Source organism: Allobosea sp. P4_H5 (assembly GCF_056400825.1).
This window is the reverse complement of record NZ_JBFUKM010000010.1, coordinates 177,788-192,434: the sequence shown is the minus strand read 5'-3', so window position 1 is coordinate 192,434 and position 14,647 is coordinate 177,788. Positions and strand designations below refer to the sequence as shown.

General features: G+C 65.6%; 15 protein-coding genes. 8 read left to right on the top strand and 7 right to left on the bottom strand.

The annotated features are described in order from the left end of the window. Positions 1-26 precede the first annotated feature (26 nt). The 5 genes from AC1DS0_RS21060 to AC1DS0_RS21040 all read left to right on the top strand — a co-directional run bounded on the left by AC1DS0_RS21060 (position 27) and on the right by AC1DS0_RS21040 (position 5,344). A complete protein-coding gene (locus tag AC1DS0_RS21060; RefSeq protein WP_152011907.1) occupies positions 27-1,079 on the top strand; it encodes an ABC transporter ATP-binding protein in 1,053 nt (350 codons plus the stop codon). Between the two features lie 106 nt (positions 1,080-1,185). Continuing rightward, complete coding sequence (locus AC1DS0_RS21055) at positions 1,186-2,493, top strand: ABC transporter substrate-binding protein (RefSeq protein WP_476816232.1); 1,308 nt, start codon at positions 1,186-1,188, stop codon at positions 2,491-2,493. 59 nt (positions 2,494-2,552) lie between these two features. After that, positions 2,553-3,506 (top strand): carbohydrate ABC transporter permease, encoded by a 954-nt coding sequence (locus AC1DS0_RS21050; RefSeq protein WP_476816231.1) that lies wholly within the window; start codon positions 2,553-2,555, stop codon positions 3,504-3,506. Beyond that, positions 3,499-4,404, top strand: coding sequence for a carbohydrate ABC transporter permease (locus tag AC1DS0_RS21045; protein ID WP_476816230.1), 906 nt, complete (start codon positions 3,499-3,501; stop codon positions 4,402-4,404). The genes AC1DS0_RS21050 and AC1DS0_RS21045 overlap by 8 nt, the downstream gene beginning before the upstream one ends. A 49-nt stretch (positions 4,405-4,453) precedes the next feature. Next, entirely contained in the window at positions 4,454-5,344 is an 891-nt protein-coding gene (locus tag AC1DS0_RS21040; protein ID WP_476816229.1) for an NAD(P)-dependent oxidoreductase, read from the top strand. 109 nt (positions 5,345-5,453) lie between these two features. Here the strand turns inward: AC1DS0_RS21040 and AC1DS0_RS21035 are convergent, their stop codons facing one another. Continuing rightward, positions 5,454-6,539, bottom strand: coding sequence for a LacI family DNA-binding transcriptional regulator (locus AC1DS0_RS21035; protein ID WP_476816228.1), 1,086 nt, complete (start codon positions 6,537-6,539; stop codon positions 5,454-5,456). Positions 6,540-6,643: 104 nt separating this feature from the next. Between AC1DS0_RS21035 and AC1DS0_RS21030 the strand changes: the two genes are divergently transcribed. Continuing rightward, positions 6,644-7,546, top strand: a complete 903-nt coding sequence (locus tag AC1DS0_RS21030) for an NAD(P)-dependent oxidoreductase (RefSeq protein ID WP_476816227.1) — start codon at positions 6,644-6,646, stop codon at positions 7,544-7,546. Positions 7,547-7,678: 132 nt separating this feature from the next. Here the strand turns inward: AC1DS0_RS21030 and AC1DS0_RS21025 are convergent, their stop codons facing one another. The 6 genes from AC1DS0_RS21025 to AC1DS0_RS21000 all read right to left on the bottom strand — a co-directional run bounded on the left by AC1DS0_RS21025 (position 7,679) and on the right by AC1DS0_RS21000 (position 12,836). Further along, positions 7,679-8,551, bottom strand: a complete 873-nt coding sequence (locus tag AC1DS0_RS21025; protein ID WP_476816226.1) for a DMT family transporter — start codon at positions 8,549-8,551, stop codon at positions 7,679-7,681. 149 nt (positions 8,552-8,700) lie between these two features. Continuing rightward, positions 8,701-9,174 (bottom strand): MarR family winged helix-turn-helix transcriptional regulator, encoded by a 474-nt coding sequence (locus AC1DS0_RS21020; RefSeq protein ID WP_091836494.1) that lies wholly within the window; start codon positions 9,172-9,174, stop codon positions 8,701-8,703. A gap of 81 nt (positions 9,175-9,255) precedes the next feature. Then, the gene (locus tag AC1DS0_RS21015; protein WP_476816225.1) at positions 9,256-9,849 is read right to left on the bottom strand and encodes an NAD(P)H-dependent oxidoreductase; all 594 of its coding nucleotides are present in this window, start codon (positions 9,847-9,849) and stop codon (positions 9,256-9,258) included. Between the two features lie 8 nt (positions 9,850-9,857). After that, positions 9,858-11,285 (bottom strand): FAD-binding oxidoreductase, encoded by a 1,428-nt coding sequence (locus AC1DS0_RS21010; protein WP_476816224.1) that lies wholly within the window; start codon positions 11,283-11,285, stop codon positions 9,858-9,860. Beyond that, positions 11,282-12,610, bottom strand: a complete 1,329-nt coding sequence (locus tag AC1DS0_RS21005; protein WP_476816223.1) for a cytosine deaminase — start codon at positions 12,608-12,610, stop codon at positions 11,282-11,284. Before AC1DS0_RS21005 ends, AC1DS0_RS21010 begins: the two co-directional genes overlap by 4 nt. Before the next feature lies 1 nt (position 12,611). Further along, entirely contained in the window at positions 12,612-12,836 is a 225-nt protein-coding gene (locus AC1DS0_RS21000) for a hypothetical protein (protein WP_476816222.1), read from the bottom strand. Between AC1DS0_RS21000 and folD the strand changes: the two genes are divergently transcribed. Continuing rightward, complete coding sequence (gene folD, locus AC1DS0_RS20995) at positions 12,835-13,689, top strand: bifunctional methylenetetrahydrofolate dehydrogenase/methenyltetrahydrofolate cyclohydrolase FolD (RefSeq protein WP_476816221.1); 855 nt, start codon at positions 12,835-12,837, stop codon at positions 13,687-13,689. The two genes, AC1DS0_RS21000 and folD, sit on opposite strands and share 2 nt — an antisense overlap. A gap of 101 nt (positions 13,690-13,790) precedes the next feature. Next, positions 13,791-14,582, top strand: a complete 792-nt coding sequence (locus tag AC1DS0_RS20990; protein ID WP_476816220.1) for a class I SAM-dependent methyltransferase — start codon at positions 13,791-13,793, stop codon at positions 14,580-14,582. Positions 14,583-14,647 lie beyond the last annotated feature (65 nt).

Below are 14,647 nucleotides of genomic sequence, written 5' to 3'. Positions count from 1 at the left end.
CCTGAAGAGCGGGAGAAACAACCAAGATGGCATCCGTCCAGATTGCCGACGTGCGCAAGGCCTATGGCTCGACGCAGGTCATTCATGGCGTCGACATCGACATCAACGACGGCGAATTCGTCATTCTCGTCGGCCCGTCGGGCTGCGGAAAATCGACCTTGCTGCGCATGATCGCCGGCCTCGAGAACATCTCGGGCGGCGAGATCCGCATCGGTCCGCGCGTCGTCAACGATGTGCCGCCGAAAGAGCGCGACATCGCCATGGTGTTCCAGAACTACGCGCTCTACCCGCATATGACGGTGGCCGACAACATGGCCTTCTCGATGAAGCTGCGGAAAGCGCCGAAAGCCGAGATCGACGAGCGCGTCAACAAGGCCGCCGGCATTCTCGGCCTCGACAAGCTGCTCGACCGTTATCCGCGCCAGCTCTCCGGCGGCCAGCGCCAGCGCGTCGCCATGGGCCGCGCCATCGTGCGCGATCCGCAGGTCTTCCTCTTCGACGAACCGCTGTCGAACCTCGACGCCAAGCTGCGCGTGCAGATGCGCACCGAGATCAAGGAACTGCACCAGCGCCTCAAGACCACGACGGTCTACGTCACCCACGACCAGATCGAGGCCATGACCATGGCCGACAAGATCGTCGTGATGCATGACGGCATCGTCGAGCAGATGGGCGCCCCGCTCGATCTCTACGACAACCCGGCGAACCTCTTCGTCGCCGCCTTCATCGGCTCGCCTTCGATGAACCTGCTGAAGGGCACGATCCGCGCCAATGGCTTCGAGACCCAGGGCGGCGTGATCTGGCCGATCGGCAAGCATCCGGCGGATTCGAACGACCGGGCCGCCGTGCTGGGCATCCGTCCGGAGCATCTCATTCTCGATGCGAGCGGGCTTCCCGCAGAAGTCGTGGTCATCGAGCCGATGGGTTCGGAAACCCAGGTCGTCGTTCGCTGCGGCGGGCAGGACCTGACCTGCGTCTTCCGCGAACGCATCACCGCCAGGCCCGGCGAGACGATCAAGATTCGGCCCGATACCTCGGTGACCCATCTGTTCGACGCCGCGACCGGCAAGCGGATCTGATTTTCGTCGCCGCCGCACGGGGAACACTCCGGCGGCGGCGATGGCCCACAAAAAACGCGACGAGGCTCCCATGCAGGGCCTCGCGGCAACCCGGAGGAGACAAGCGATGAGCATTTCCAGACGTGACGTATTGATCGGCGGCGCAGGGCTCGCAGCCGGCGCTACCCTTGCCGCACCGTCGATCGCCCAGACCGCCAATATCGAGAAGGGCGCGACGCTGCGCGTGCTGCGCCCGACCAAATTCGTCGACCCCGACCAGACGATCTTCAACGAAAACACCGAAGCATTCACCAAGGCGACCGGCGTCCCGGTCCGTGTCGACTACGCGAGCTGGGAGGATCTGCGCCCGCAGACCGCCGTCACCGCCAATACCGGCGCCGGCCCCGACGTCGTTGTCGGCTGGGCCGACGACCCGCACATCTTCGCCGACAAGCTGATCGACCTGACGCAGGTCGCCGAGGACCTCGGCAAGAAATATGGCGGCTGGTACCCGGTCGCCGAGAAATACGGCAAGAAGGACAAGACCAACACCTGGATCTCGATCCCGATGGGCGGCTCCGGCGGCCCGGCGGTCTATCGCGAATCCTGGGTCAAGGAAGCAGGCTTCGACAAGTTCCCGACCGACCATGCCGGCTTCCTCGATCTTGCCCGCAAGCTCAAGGCCAATGGCCATCCGGCCGGCTTTGCGCTCGGCAACGCGGTCGGCGACGGAAACTCGTTCTGCAACTGGCTGGTCTGGTCGCATGGCGGCTACATGGTCGACGAGAACAACAAGGTCGCGATCAACAGCAAGGAGACGATCGAGGCGCTGAAATACGCCAAGGCGCTCTACGAGACCTTCATCCCGGGCACGCTGTCCTGGCTCGACATCAGCAATAACAAGGCGCTGACGGCCGGCGAAATCGGCCTGACCCAGAACGGCGTCTCGCTCTACTTCTCGATCAAGAACTCGAAGGACGAGAAGACCGCAGCGATCGGCAAGGACCTGAACCACGCGCCGATGCCGGTCGGCGCCGGTGTCGGGCGGCCAACCGAGACGGCGCTGGTGATCAACGCCATGGTGTTCAAGCACACCAAGTTCCCGAACGCCGCCAAGGAATATCTCCGCTTCATGATGGAGACGGAACAGTACGACAAGTGGCTGACCGGCTGCTTCGGCTACTGGACGCAGCCGCTGAAGGGCTACGCGAAGAGCAAGGTCTGGGAGGGCGATCCCAAGATCCTGGTCTACCGCGACACCTGGGAGCGGGCTCTGTGGAGCGGCTACAAGGGCGCGATCACCGAGGCTGCCGGCACCGTCAACGCCGAATACGTCATGGTCCAGATGGTCGCTTCCGTCTGCGCCGGGCAGGCCACGCCTGAAGAGGCGGCGGCCGAAGCCGAGCGCCGCGCCAAGCGCTACTACCGCACCTGATCGTCACGACCGCGCCGCCGGGATCTCCGGCGGCGCGGCTGCTTCACGGGAAGAGCGCCATGACGATCGCCGCTGAAGCCAGGACCGTTCACCATCTGCCACAGAACTGGCTGGTCCGGCTGCTCGACAACAAATCCTTTCTCATCTTCCTCTGCCTGCTTCCGGCGGCCACCCTGCTGCTCGTCTTCCTGAGCTATCCGCTGGGCCTCGGGATCTGGCTCGCCTTCACCGATACCCGCATCGGCCGCGCGGGCCACTTCATCGGCTTAGAGAACTTCACCTCGCTGATGCAGGACCGGGTCTTCATCACCTCGGTCTGGAACACGCTGCTCTATACCGGCGTCGCCACGGTCGGGAAGTTCGGCCTGGGCCTGTGGTTGGCGCTGCTGCTGAACAACCATCTGCCGTTCAAGTCGCTGCTGCGGGCCTTGATCCTGGTGCCCTGGATCGTCCCGACCGTGCTGTCGGCCATCGCCTTCTGGTGGATCTACGATCCGCAGTTCTCGATCATTTCCTACGTGCTGGTCGACGTGCTCGGCTGGCGCACCACCTATATCGACTTCCTCGGCGAGCCCTGGGCCGCACGTTGGTCGCTGATCGCGGCGAACACCTGGCGCGGCATCCCCTTCGTTGCGATCTCGCTGCTCGCCGGTCTGCAGACGATCTCGCCGACGCTCTACGAGGCGGCGATGCTCGACGGTGCCAATGCCTGGCAGCGCTTCCGGCATGTCACCCTGCCGATGCTGATGCCGATCCTGGCGATCGTGCTGACCTTCTCGGTGCTGTTCACCTTCACCGATTTCCAGCTGGTCTACGCCATCACCCGCGGCGGCCCGATCAACTCGACCCATCTGATGGCGACCCTCGCCTTCCAGCGCGGCATCCCCGGCGGCCAGCTTGGCGAGGGCGCGGCGATCGCGGTGGCGATGATCCCCTTCCTCGTGATGGCGACGCTGTTCAGCTACTTCGCGCTCGCCCGCCGCAAATGGCAGCAGGGAGAAGACAATGACTGATCAGGCCCCCCCTGCCCCGCGCCCGCATCTCGTCGACGAGGAGCGGACCGGAGTGATCGACTGGTCCTCGGGACCACGCCGCTTCATCACGCTCTATCTGCCGCTCTCGCTCTTCGTGATCGTGTTGCTCTTCCCATTCTACTGGATGGCGATCACGGCGATCAAACCGAACGGCGAATTGCTCGACTACAAGAACAACAACCCGTTCTGGGTGAAGTCGCCGACGCTGGACAACATCAACAAGCTGCTCTTCCAGACCGACTACCCGCAATGGCTGCTGACGACGATGACGGTTGCGACGGTCGCAACCGCGCTCTCGCTGTTCTCCAGCGTGCTCGCCGCCTATGCGATCCAGCGCTTGAAGTTCAAGGGCTCGCAATATGTCGGCCTCGCCATCTACCTCGCCTATCTGGTGCCGCCCTCGATCCTGTTCATTCCGCTGGCGACACTGATCTTCCAGTTCGGGCTGTACGACTCGCAGCTCGCGCTGATCCTGACCTATCCGACCTTCCTGATCCCGTTCTGCACCTGGCTCCTGATCGGCTACTTCAAGTCGATCCCCTACGAGCTCGAGGAATGCGCCATGATCGACGGCGCGACGAGGCTGCAGACGCTCTGGAAGATCACCCTGCCGCTGGCGCTGCCCGGACTGATCTCGGCCGGCATCTTCGCCTTCACGCTGTCCTGGAACGAGTTCATCTACGCGCTCGCCTTCATCCAGTCGGCTGAGAAGAAGACCGTGCCGGTCGCGGTGCTGACCCAGCTGGTCGAGGGCGACGTCTACCATTGGGGTTCGCTGATGGCCGGCGCGCTGCTCGGCTCGATCCCTGTCGCGATCCTTTATTCGTTCTTCGTCGACTACTACGTCGCCTCGATGACGGGTGCGGTGAAGGAATAGCTCCCGGCGGGCGGCCAGGCCGCCCGCCTTCCAACCAAGGCAAAGAATTGTGACTTCAATCGCCTTCGTCGGGCTCGGCGCCATGGGCGCGCCGATGGCCGAAAATCTCGTCAAGCGCCAGTTCCGCGTCACCGGTTTCGACATGAGGGAGAGCGCCCGAACCGCGCTCGTCGCGGCCGGCGGCCARGCCGCCGATAGCGCCGCCGCTGCGGCTGAAGGAGCCGAGACGCTCGTCCTGATGGTGGTCAACGCCGCCCAGGCCCGCTCGGTCCTGTTCGACGCCGGCGCGCTCAATGCGCTGGCTCCGGGCGCCATCGTCATCCTGATGGCGACCTGCCCACCCGGCGAGGTCGAGGCCATCGCCGACTCCGTGACGAAGACCGGCCGGCATTTCGTCGATGCGCCGGTCTCGGGCGGCGTGAAGGGCGCTGAAGGAGGCACGCTCACCATCATGGTCGGCGCCCCGGCCGAGAGCTTCGCCAGGGCCAAGCCTGTGCTCGACGCCATGGGCGACAAGGTCTTCCATGTCGGCGGGAAGCCGGGCCAGGGCGCCACGGTGAAGACCGTCAACCAGTTGCTCTGCGGCGTCCATATCGCGGTCGCGGCGGAGGCGCTCTCGCTGGCGCAGAAGGCCGGCATCGACGGCGCAGTGCTGTTCGAGATCATGGGCGGCTCAGCCGCCTCGTCCTGGATGCTCAGGGATCGCGGCCCGCGTATGCTCGAAGACGAGCCGCCGGTCGCCAGCGCCGTCGACATCTTCGTCAAGGACCTCGGCATCGTCCTCGATGCCGGCCGTGCCGCCAAGGCGGCTTTGCCGCTCGCAGCGGCCGCGCACCAGATGTTTCTCGCCGCCTCGGGCCTTGGCCATGGCGGACGCGACGACTCGCACGTGGTCCGCGCTTATCGGGCGCTGAACCGCAAGCCGGACAACGATGCCTGAGCTAAAGCATTTTCGAGCGAAGTGGATACCGGTTCGCGTGCGGAAAATGCGTCAAAACAAAAAGTTAGAGCATTTTCGCGTTTCGGAGAAACCCGGAAATGCTCCAGCTTCAGCGCGCCGTCTTGGGCGGCGCCGTGGTCCCGCGCACCACCAACTCCGGCGTCAGCACGGCACGCTGCGGCGGTGCCGCGGGATCGGCGATGCGGCGGAGCAGCATCTCCGCGGTCTTGCGGCCCATCTCGTCCTGGAAGTTCTTGACCGTGGTCAAGGCGGGGTACCACTGCGAGGCTTCCTGAACATCGTCGCAGCCGATGATCGAGAAGTCCGCACCAGCCTCCAGGCCGCGATGACGCAGGCCGAGCATCGCGCCGAAGGCGGTGAGATCGTTGAAGCAGACAGCGGCAGTCGGCGGGATCGCGGCGTCGAGCACCTTCTGGACACCCTTCAGCCCGTTCTCGCGCGTGCCATAGGCCGAGTAGACGATCGTGGGGTCGAGCGGCAGCCCGTGCTTGGCCAGGGTCTCGCAATAGCCGCGATAGCGGTTGCGTCCGGTCGAGATCAGCGGGCTTTCGCCGAGAAAGGCGATGCGGGTGTGGCCGAGGCCGATGAGATGCTCGACTGCCAGCACCGTGCCGTGCCGGTCGTCAGAGCCGACGAAGTCGAGCCCGATGCCGGGAATTTCGCGAGAGAGCTGAACCAGCGGCACCTGCGCCGCCATCAGATGCTGCAGCGTCTCCGCCGTGGTGCCGCCGGCCGGGCAGATGATCATGCCGTCGGGGCGATATTCCTTGAGTGTGGTGAGGACACGGTCCTGCCGCTGGAGGTTCTCGGCATAGGTGCCGAGCAGGATCGAGCGGCCATGCGCCGCCGCCGTCTCCTCGATCGCCGCGAGCAGCTCGGCGAAATAAGGATTGGTGATGTCGTGGAAGCCGACGCCGAGGATGTTGGTCCGGTCGGTCCGCAGCGAGGCCGCGCTGCGGTTGTAGCTATAGCCCATCTCGCGCGCGATCTGCTGCACCCGAAGGCGGGTGCCGTCGGCGACCAGCGGACTTTCGCGCAGGGCGAGCGAAACTGTCGCGGTCGAGACCTCCAGCCGATCGGCGATGATCTGCAAGGTAACGCGACCCCGGCCACCGGGCTTTACACCCGCCTTCCCCGCCCCCGAGGGGTCGCGCGAGTGTCCGTCATTCGCCATCGATCGCTTCTCCTGAAGCCGGTAAGCCGATGCATTCAACCAGTTCTTGGCCAAATCGTTCCGCATTGCTTTGTTCCATCTCATAGAATTCGGAGAAACTGAAGATGAGCACGACTAAAGAATCGATCGGCTTCATCGGCGTCGGTTACATGGGTCAGGGCATGGCGAGCTGCATTCTCGCCAAAGGCTTTCGCCTGACCGTGATGGGCCATCGCAATCGCAAACCCGTCGAGGAGTTGAAGGCGGCCGGCGCCACGGAGGCAGCCACACCCAGGGAACTCGCCGAGAAGGCGAGCATCATCTTCCTTTGCGTCACCGGCTCGCCGCAGGTGGAGCAGGTCGTCAACGGGCCTGACGGCATCGCTGCCGGCGCCCGGCCCGGAACGGTCATCGTCGACTGCTCGACCTCCGACCCTGTCTCGACGATCGCTCTGGCTGAACGGCTCGCTGCCATCGGCCTGCACCTCTGTGACGCGCCGCTGGGCGGGACACCCGCCCAGGCGAAGCTCGGTCAACTCTCCACGATGATTGGCGCCGACAGTGCGGTTTTCGAGCGCATCCGCCCGGTCTGCGAAGCCTGGGCCCAGAAGATCGTGCATCTCGGCCCGGTCGGCGACGGTCACAAGATGAAGCTGCTCAACAACTTCCTCTCCCTCGGTTACGGCGCCATCTATGCGGAGGCTCTGACGCTGGCCCAGAAGGTCGGCATCACCCCGCAGACCTTCGACAGCGTCATCACCGGCGGGCGCATGGAGTGCGGTTTCTACCGGACCTTCATGCAATACGTGCTCGAGCGCGATCCGGATGCGCACAAGTTCACGCTCTCCAACGCGCTGAAGGATGTCCGCTATCTGGAGAGCCTCGCCAACGCCGCCGGCGTTCCGAACCCGGTCGGCGGTGCTGTCAAGAACGTCTATGCGGCAGCCGTCGCCAGCGGCAAGGGCGAGGACTATGTGCCGATGCTCTCGGATTTCGTCGCCGCGCAGAGCAAGGTTTCGCTCGGCTGAGTCCGGCTGTGCCATGGCGGGACGCGCCCGGACCACATCTGTGCCGAACGCGACAGCCGGTAGCCAGTTGCGGTGCCAAACCGTCATCATGGCCTCCATCCACGGGTGGAGGCTTCAAGATGCGTGCCGGAATCAGTCCAAGCGGGCCGAGCCTTCGGGCACGTGCCGGACGCGCTCGCGGTAGAGCAGATAAAGTCCGGAGGCGATCACGACCGCTGCGCCGATGAAGGTGAAGCGGTCGGGGATCTGGCCGAAGACGAACCAGCCGAGCAGGATCATCCAGATGATCTGGGAATAGATGAACGGCGCCAGGATCGTCGCCGGCGCCCGCTGATGCGCCAGGATCAGCAGCCAATGGCCGACCGCACCGAAGAAGCCGGTGCCGCACATCAAGAGCCAGCTTTGCCAGTCCGCGGGCCATGACCAGTACAATGGCAGCAGCGGCAGCATGATCACCACCCCGCCGATGCCCGAATAGAACATCGTCGTCTGCGGCGAGTCGCTTGAGGCCAGCATCCGCGTCGCCAGGCTATAGAAGGCGTAGCAGAAGCAGCCGCAGACGCTGAGCAGGGCCGCCGGATGCAGCCCGCCCAGTCCCGGCCGCGTCACCACGAGGACACCGAGGAAGCCGACGCCGATCGCGATCAAGCGGCGCGGCCCGGCCCATTCCCCGAGCAAGGGCCCTGCCAGCAGGGCCACCAGCAGTGGCGCCGCGAACATGATCGAGACCGTCTCGGCCAGTTGCAGATATTGCAGGGCGACGAAGTTGAGCGCGGTCGAGCCGAGCAGCAGCAGCGAGCGGAAGCCCTGCAGCCAGGGACGCTTGGTCCGGGTGATGCCGGGATGGCTCCAGGGGTTGAGCAGGAGCGAGACCAGGGCGACGCTGATCACATAGCGCGCCAGGACCACCTGCATCGGCTGCATCGTCCCGCCGAGCCATTTCGCGCACGTGTCGAGCAGCGAAAAGCAGACGATCGCCCCACTCATCAGGGCGATGGCGGTCAAGCGTGTCCGGCGCGTATCCGGAAGCGGAGCGGGTGCGGCCGACACGATCTCGTCATGCTCTGGAGGAATGACAAGACATCAATGAACCGATTTAAGGCTTGAAACCAGCCCGCCAGCGCATGCGAGTCATACCGCCGACGCGTCTGGCGTCAGGCGGCGTCCTCGGCCTCGTCCTCGGCATCCTCGACATCGGCGCCAGCCTTGGACAAGCCTTTCGACGCCTTGCGTAGCAATTTGCGCAATTGCTTGCGTTCCTTGGCGTCGAGCTTTTCGAGCAGCTCTTCCTCGACTTGGTTCCAGACCGCATCGAGCGCCGCCGCGGTCTTCTGGCCGTTCTCGGTCAGCGCCACCTGCACCAGCCGGCCGTCGCGGCCGCCGCCCTCGCGCGTCACCAGCCCTTGCAGCGAAAGCCGGCCGATCGTCTTGGACACGGTCGGCGGCTTGACCCGCAACAAGGTCGCGAGCTCACCCATCGTCATCGGTGCGCCCTGCAGGGATTTGAGCGCCTGTTCCTGGCCTGGAAAGAGCCCGAGCGCGTTGAGACGCTCGCCCATCCTTGCCCTGTGAAGCCGCGCCGTCACCAACAGGGCACGGCCGACGCTTTTTTCGAGGGACTTGGTCATGAGCCGGCCCTTGGAAAAGGTTGCGGATACTTTTCGCCGGCTGTGCAATCGCTCGCCTTCATGACAAGCCGATGACAATTGTCAGACAGGCTTTTGAATCCGTGCGATTTCCTGCTCGACCCTGGCGAGAAAAGCCGCGCGGCTCTGCGGCGTCGACCGGTTCATGTCGTAATGCGCGAGATAGGAGACCCGCGCCGCCGGGTGGCACACCGCCCGCAAGCCGCGCTTGATCTGCCGGCGCGGCGGATCGCCCATCAGGAAAGTCCGCCAGCGCGAACCGCCATAGCTCGTCACCGTCGTCAGCCGGCGAATGTTCCAGAGATTCGGGCGGATCGAACCATCGACCAGCTTGAACGAGACGCCCGGCAGGAAGACGCGGTCGAAATAGCCCTTCATGATCGCAGGATAGCCGTAGTTCCAGACCGGGAAGCACAGGTACAGCGCTTCCGCTCCAAGCAGGCGCTCGACATAGCCGGCTACGTTTTTCTGGTTGCTGGCGAGATCATGATAGCCGAGGCGCTCCTCGCGGCTCAGCACCGGATCGAAACCCTCGGCATAGAGGTCGCAATCGTCGACCTCGTGCCCGGCGCGGCGCAGTGCGGAGACGAGCGTCTCATGCACCGCCGCCCCGAAGCTCCTGGGATCGGGGTGGGCGTAGAGGACGAGCGCGCGCATCGGACGGCTCAGGCGCCGACGCCGGCTTCGCCGAGTGCCTTGAACAGGAAGGTCTTGCCCGAGCGGTAATCGTAGTTCGGGTCCTCCCAGGCAATCATCTTGCCGGGATTGAGCAGCCCCTGCGGATCGGCCTCGCGCTTGAATGCGAGCTGGACCTCGTCGGTCTGCTTCATCCCGCCCTCCTCCAGCGTGTAGCGGTGCGGGTTGAAGATCGGCGCGCCCATCTCCTCATGGATCGCCATGATCTCCTCCAGCCGCTCCTCGCTGGTGAAGCGCACCAGCGGCAGGCCGAAGCAGGTGATCTTGCCGTCGAAACGGACGAATTCGAGATGGCAGGTCACCTCGTCGCCGAAGCGGGCATGGATCTTGTCGACGAGATCGACCTGGTTCGGGAAAGGATAGAGCACCTGCAGATAGGTGATCGACGGGTCGACGCGCAGCGCCCGCAAGGTGGTGTGGTTCCAGCCGAGCTCGAAGGTCGGCGGCAGGCCCTTGGCCTCCTCAGCCGTCAGCTTGTCGGAGCGCATCAGCAATTGCGAGCCGCCGAAGCGACGAGCGAAGGCCAGCATCGACTCGACGGCGAAGTCGGCGACCATCACCATCACGCAATGGCTCTCGCGCGGCAGGAACTTCCGGTGGCGCAGGAAATAGTCGTGCGGCGCCGGCGCGGCGACCACAGCGAGGTTCTTCAGCGCCAGCCCATCCTGCTCGCCGAGCGCATTGGCGAACTCGGTCGCGGCGCGCAAATCGCCAAAGCCGAGGATGACGTCGACCCAGGCATAGGCCGGGCCGAGCGGCATCTCGACCTCAGTGATAATGCCATTGGTGCCGTAGGCATGAGCGACCTTGTGCAGATCATCGCCCTGCAGCTCGAGGATGCGCGGCGTGCCTTCCATGGTCGCGACGCGCAGCGAGATGATGTTGCCCCAGTCGCGCAGGCCGCCCCATTTGATCGAGCCGACGCCGCCCGAGCCGCCGGCGATGAAGCCGCCGACCGAAGCCGTGTGGTAGGTCGAGGGGTGCAACCGGATCTCCTGCCGGGAATGGGCGCGCGTCTCCTGGTCGATCTTGGCCAGCACCGCGCCGGGCTCGGCGACATAGCGCCCGGCCTCGATGCTGGTCACCTTGTTGAAGCCGGAGAGGTCGAGCACGATGCCGCCCGAGAGCGGCATGGCCTGGCCGTAATTGCCGGTGCCGGTGCCGCGCGGCGTCACGGGTATGCCGAGCGCATGCGCCGCCGAAAGCGTCTCCAGCACCTGCGCCTCGCTCGTTGGCGAGACGATGATGTCGGCGACGACATGGTCGAGCTGACGCTTCAGCTTCGGCGAGTACCAGAAGAAATCGCGGCTCTTCTGCTTGACCAGCGCCGGGTTGTCCTCCGTGCGGATGCCGTTCAGGCGGCGCTTCAGGGCGTCGATGTCGTAGCGTGCGGTCATGCGGGGCGGCTCATCAGGGAATCGAGTTCGCGATAATCGGGCAGGGTACGGTCGATGGCGCGGCCGTTGACCAAAACGGTCCGGTCGGCCTGCGGCCGGGCGAAGAACTCGGTCCAGTCGCGGGCGCGGGTCAGGATCAGGTCGGCAGGGCCGCCAGGCACGAGGCGGCCAGCGCTGGAAAGCCCCATCAGCTCGGCCGGCGCCGTCGCAACCGCCCTCGCCCAGTCCCGGTCGGAATGGTCGAGCTGGAGGATGCGGGTGCCCTCGCGCAGCGTCTCGACGAGGTCGAGATCGCCATAGGCGTAGAACGGGTCGCGGGTGTTGTCGGAGGCGATCATCACCGGCACATCTGCTTCCTTGAGCTCATGCAGCGCGGTGACGCCGCGCCAACGCGGCGTGCGCCCGCGCTGCCGGTCCTGCAGATACATGTTGCACATCGGCAGCGAGACTACGGCGATGCCGGCCTCCCTGACCTTCCCGATGATGCGCGCCTCGTCCTGCGGCTGCTGCAGCGAAAGCGAGCAGCAATGCCCGGCCAGTATCTTGCCCGGGAAACGATGGCGCAGCGCCGCATCAGCGATGTGTTCGAGCGAGCGCGCCGCCGGATCATTGGTCTCGTCGACATGGAAGTCGAGGTCAAAGCCATGTTCGAGCGCGGTCCGGAACAGCGTGTCGAGCGCGGCGTCGAGCTCCGGCACCATATAGGTGACGGCGCCGAGCAGCCTGTCGCCATGATCAGTCACAGCCTTCGTGATCGCCTGCATATGCGCGGGATCGGCGACCGCATCGACACCGAACAGCGGCGACGCCTGCAAGGCGATGCGACCGGCCCATTCCGCGCGCAGTTCGGCATAGACCGGCCAGGAGATGCCGATCTGCTTGCCGAGCGAGTCGAGATGGGTGCGGATCGCCGCCGTGCCATGGGCATAGGCGCAGCGCAGGCCGAACTCCATGCGCGCCCGCACATCCCGCGCCGACCAGTTCGCCTCGCGATCGGCCGCGACCGCGCTCAGCGCGCCCATGAAGCTGCCGTCCGGATTGGGCCGGCGCGGCCAGATATGGCCCTTGTCGAGATGGGTATGGACATCGACCAGCCGCGGCAGCGCGATGCCGCCATCGAGATCGAGCGAGGGAGCAGCATCGAGCGCAGGCGTGCCCGCCGGCAGCAGCGAGGCGATGCCACCGTCCTCAATGGCGATGTCGAGCAGTGCCACGCCGTCCCGGTCGCTCGCCAGGCTGCCGGCCTCGACCAGGCAGGCAGGCGCCCTGGCATTGCGCAGCACATAGCTGCCGGAAGCCGGGATTGCTGCAAAGCCGGTGGTCACGTCAGTCGTCTCCGGCTTGCACGCCGCCCTGATGAATCACCTGTCGACCATGCTGGCTCGGCGCGCCCCGATCAAGCGGCGCCAGCGGCATCCCCACCCGCAAGGCATTCAGGGCAAAGCGGCCCTTGTCCGTTCTGTCGCAATGCAGCAAGAGAGCGGCGCAGGGCATCAAACCGGAAATTGGATTCCGCTTTTCGATCCGATGCCTCACCAAGGAGCTGGTCATGACGGCACGCATCATCGACGGCAAGGCGGCAGCGGCGGAACTCAGGGCCGAGATCGCCCGCGAGATCGCAGCGCTCAAGGTAGCCGGCAAGCCCGTGCCCGGCCTGCATGTCGTACTCGTCGGCGAGGACCCGGCCAGCAAGGTCTATGTCGCCTCCAAGGAGAAGCTCGCGGCCGAGATCGGGATGAACTCGGTCGCCCATCGCCTGCCGGCCGAGACCACGGAAGCAACGCTGCTCGCCAAGATCGCCGAGCTCAACGCCGATGACGGCGTCGACGGCATCCTCGTCCAGCTGCCGCTGCCCAAGCATATCGATACCGGCCGCATCATCGATGCGATCGACCCCGCCAAGGATGTCGACGGCCTCCACCCGATCAATGCCGGCCTGCTCGCCGGCGGCAAGAACGGCCTCGTGCCCTGCACGCCGCTCGGCTGCATGCTGCTGCTGAAGCAGGCGCTGCCCTCGCTGTCGGGGCTGGAAGCGGTCGTGATCGGCCGCTCCGAGCTGGTCGGCCGGCCGGTGGCGCAGTTGCTGCTCCAGGCCGATTGCACCGTCACCATCGCCCATTCGCGCACCCGCGATCTCGCCGCGGTCGTGAAGCGCGCCGACATCGTCGTCGCCGCGGTCGGCCGGCCGCGCATGGTCAAGGGCGACTGGATCAAGCCGGGCGCGACCGTGATCGATGTCGGCATCAACCGCATGCCCGACGGCAAGCTCGCCGGCGACGTCGACTATGCCGAGGCGGCCGAGGTCGCCGGCGCGATCACGCCCGTTCCCGGCGGCGTCGGGCCGATGACCATCGCCTGCCTGCTGCGCAATACGCTGACCGCCTATCGCGCCCGGCGCGGATAGGTCGGACGTCGACACCGGCGTTAACTATAGATTAACCAAGAATTTGTGCGGCGCCGCGGGCGGGAGCATGGTCGGGCTCTCGAACGACGTGGAGGCGCGCCATGCAAGGCTCGGCCATCGACATCGCCCGGCACAATGCCGGTCTGTTCGACCGGACCGAAATCGCCGAATGGTACGGCGGACAGAGTCTCTTTGCCTCCGAAGCGATGATCCTCGAACGCTTCCACGAGGCCTATGCCGGCAAGCGCCTGCTCGATCTCGGCGTCGGCTCCGGCCGCACCACGGGAGCGCTGCTGCCTGATGTTGCCGACTATGTCGGGATCGACAAGGCAGAAGCGATGCTCGCTTTCGCCAGGCGCCGCTTTCCGAGCGCGACCTTCCTCGACATGGATGTGCGCGCAATCAGCGAGTTCGGACCAGGTCGCTTCGACTTCGTGCTCGGCGCTCTCGCCATCCTCAGCGCCTTCGACCATGCCGAGCGCCTCGCGGTCATCGCAGCCGTGCATGAGGTGCTGGCGCCCGGCGGCGTCTTCGCCTTCTCCTTCCACAATCGCGCCTGGAGCCGCGCCGGCGGCATGCCGCTGCATGCGCGCTCCTGGCATCCGCGCGAGATCATGAACTCGGTGCACCCGCAGAGCTGGATCAACTATCTGCGCCTGCGCCCCTTCGCGCATGAGGAGGCCGACTACGCCATCCATGTCGACCCCGCCCACCGCTGGAGCGGGCTGTTCTATTTCGTCGACCTGGCGACGCAGGAACGCCAGCTCGAGGCAGCCGGCTTCGAGATCCTGGCCCGCTTCGGCGAGGATGGCCGCCCGCTCGCCGCGGGCGACGATACCAGCGGCGACGGGCTCCTGAACCTCGTCTGCAAAAAGGTCGGCGCGCCACACTGACGCGCCGGTCACATCCGACGGAATTCGGAAGCAGTCATGGCCGGACTTGGCCCGACCATCTCAGG

Coding starts and splice junctions, on each gene's coding strand:
- AC1DS0_RS21060 (WP_152011907.1), top strand. CDS start 27: ATGGCATCCGTCCAGATTGCCGACGTGCGCAAGGCCTATGGCTCGACG.
- AC1DS0_RS21055 (WP_476816232.1), top strand. CDS start 1,186: ATGAGCATTTCCAGACGTGACGTATTGATCGGCGGCGCAGGGCTCGCA.
- AC1DS0_RS21050 (WP_476816231.1), top strand. CDS start 2,553: ATGACGATCGCCGCTGAAGCCAGGACCGTTCACCATCTGCCACAGAAC.
- AC1DS0_RS21045 (WP_476816230.1), top strand. CDS start 3,499: ATGACTGATCAGGCCCCCCCTGCCCCGCGCCCGCATCTCGTCGACGAG.
- AC1DS0_RS21035 (WP_476816228.1), bottom strand. CDS start 6,539: ATGGCGAATGACGGACACTCGCGCGACCCCTCGGGGGCGGGGAAGGCG.
- AC1DS0_RS21030 (WP_476816227.1), top strand. CDS start 6,644: ATGAGCACGACTAAAGAATCGATCGGCTTCATCGGCGTCGGTTACATG.
- AC1DS0_RS21020 (WP_091836494.1), bottom strand. CDS start 9,174: ATGACCAAGTCCCTCGAAAAAAGCGTCGGCCGTGCCCTGTTGGTGACG.
- AC1DS0_RS21015 (WP_476816225.1), bottom strand. CDS start 9,849: ATGCGCGCGCTCGTCCTCTACGCCCACCCCGATCCCAGGAGCTTCGGG.
- AC1DS0_RS21010 (WP_476816224.1), bottom strand. CDS start 11,285: ATGACCGCACGCTACGACATCGACGCCCTGAAGCGCCGCCTGAACGGC.
- folD (WP_476816221.1), top strand. CDS start 12,835: ATGACGGCACGCATCATCGACGGCAAGGCGGCAGCGGCGGAACTCAGG.
- AC1DS0_RS21000 (WP_476816222.1), bottom strand. CDS start 12,836: ATGACCAGCTCCTTGGTGAGGCATCGGATCGAAAAGCGGAATCCAATT.
- AC1DS0_RS20990 (WP_476816220.1), top strand. CDS start 13,791: ATGCAAGGCTCGGCCATCGACATCGCCCGGCACAATGCCGGTCTGTTC.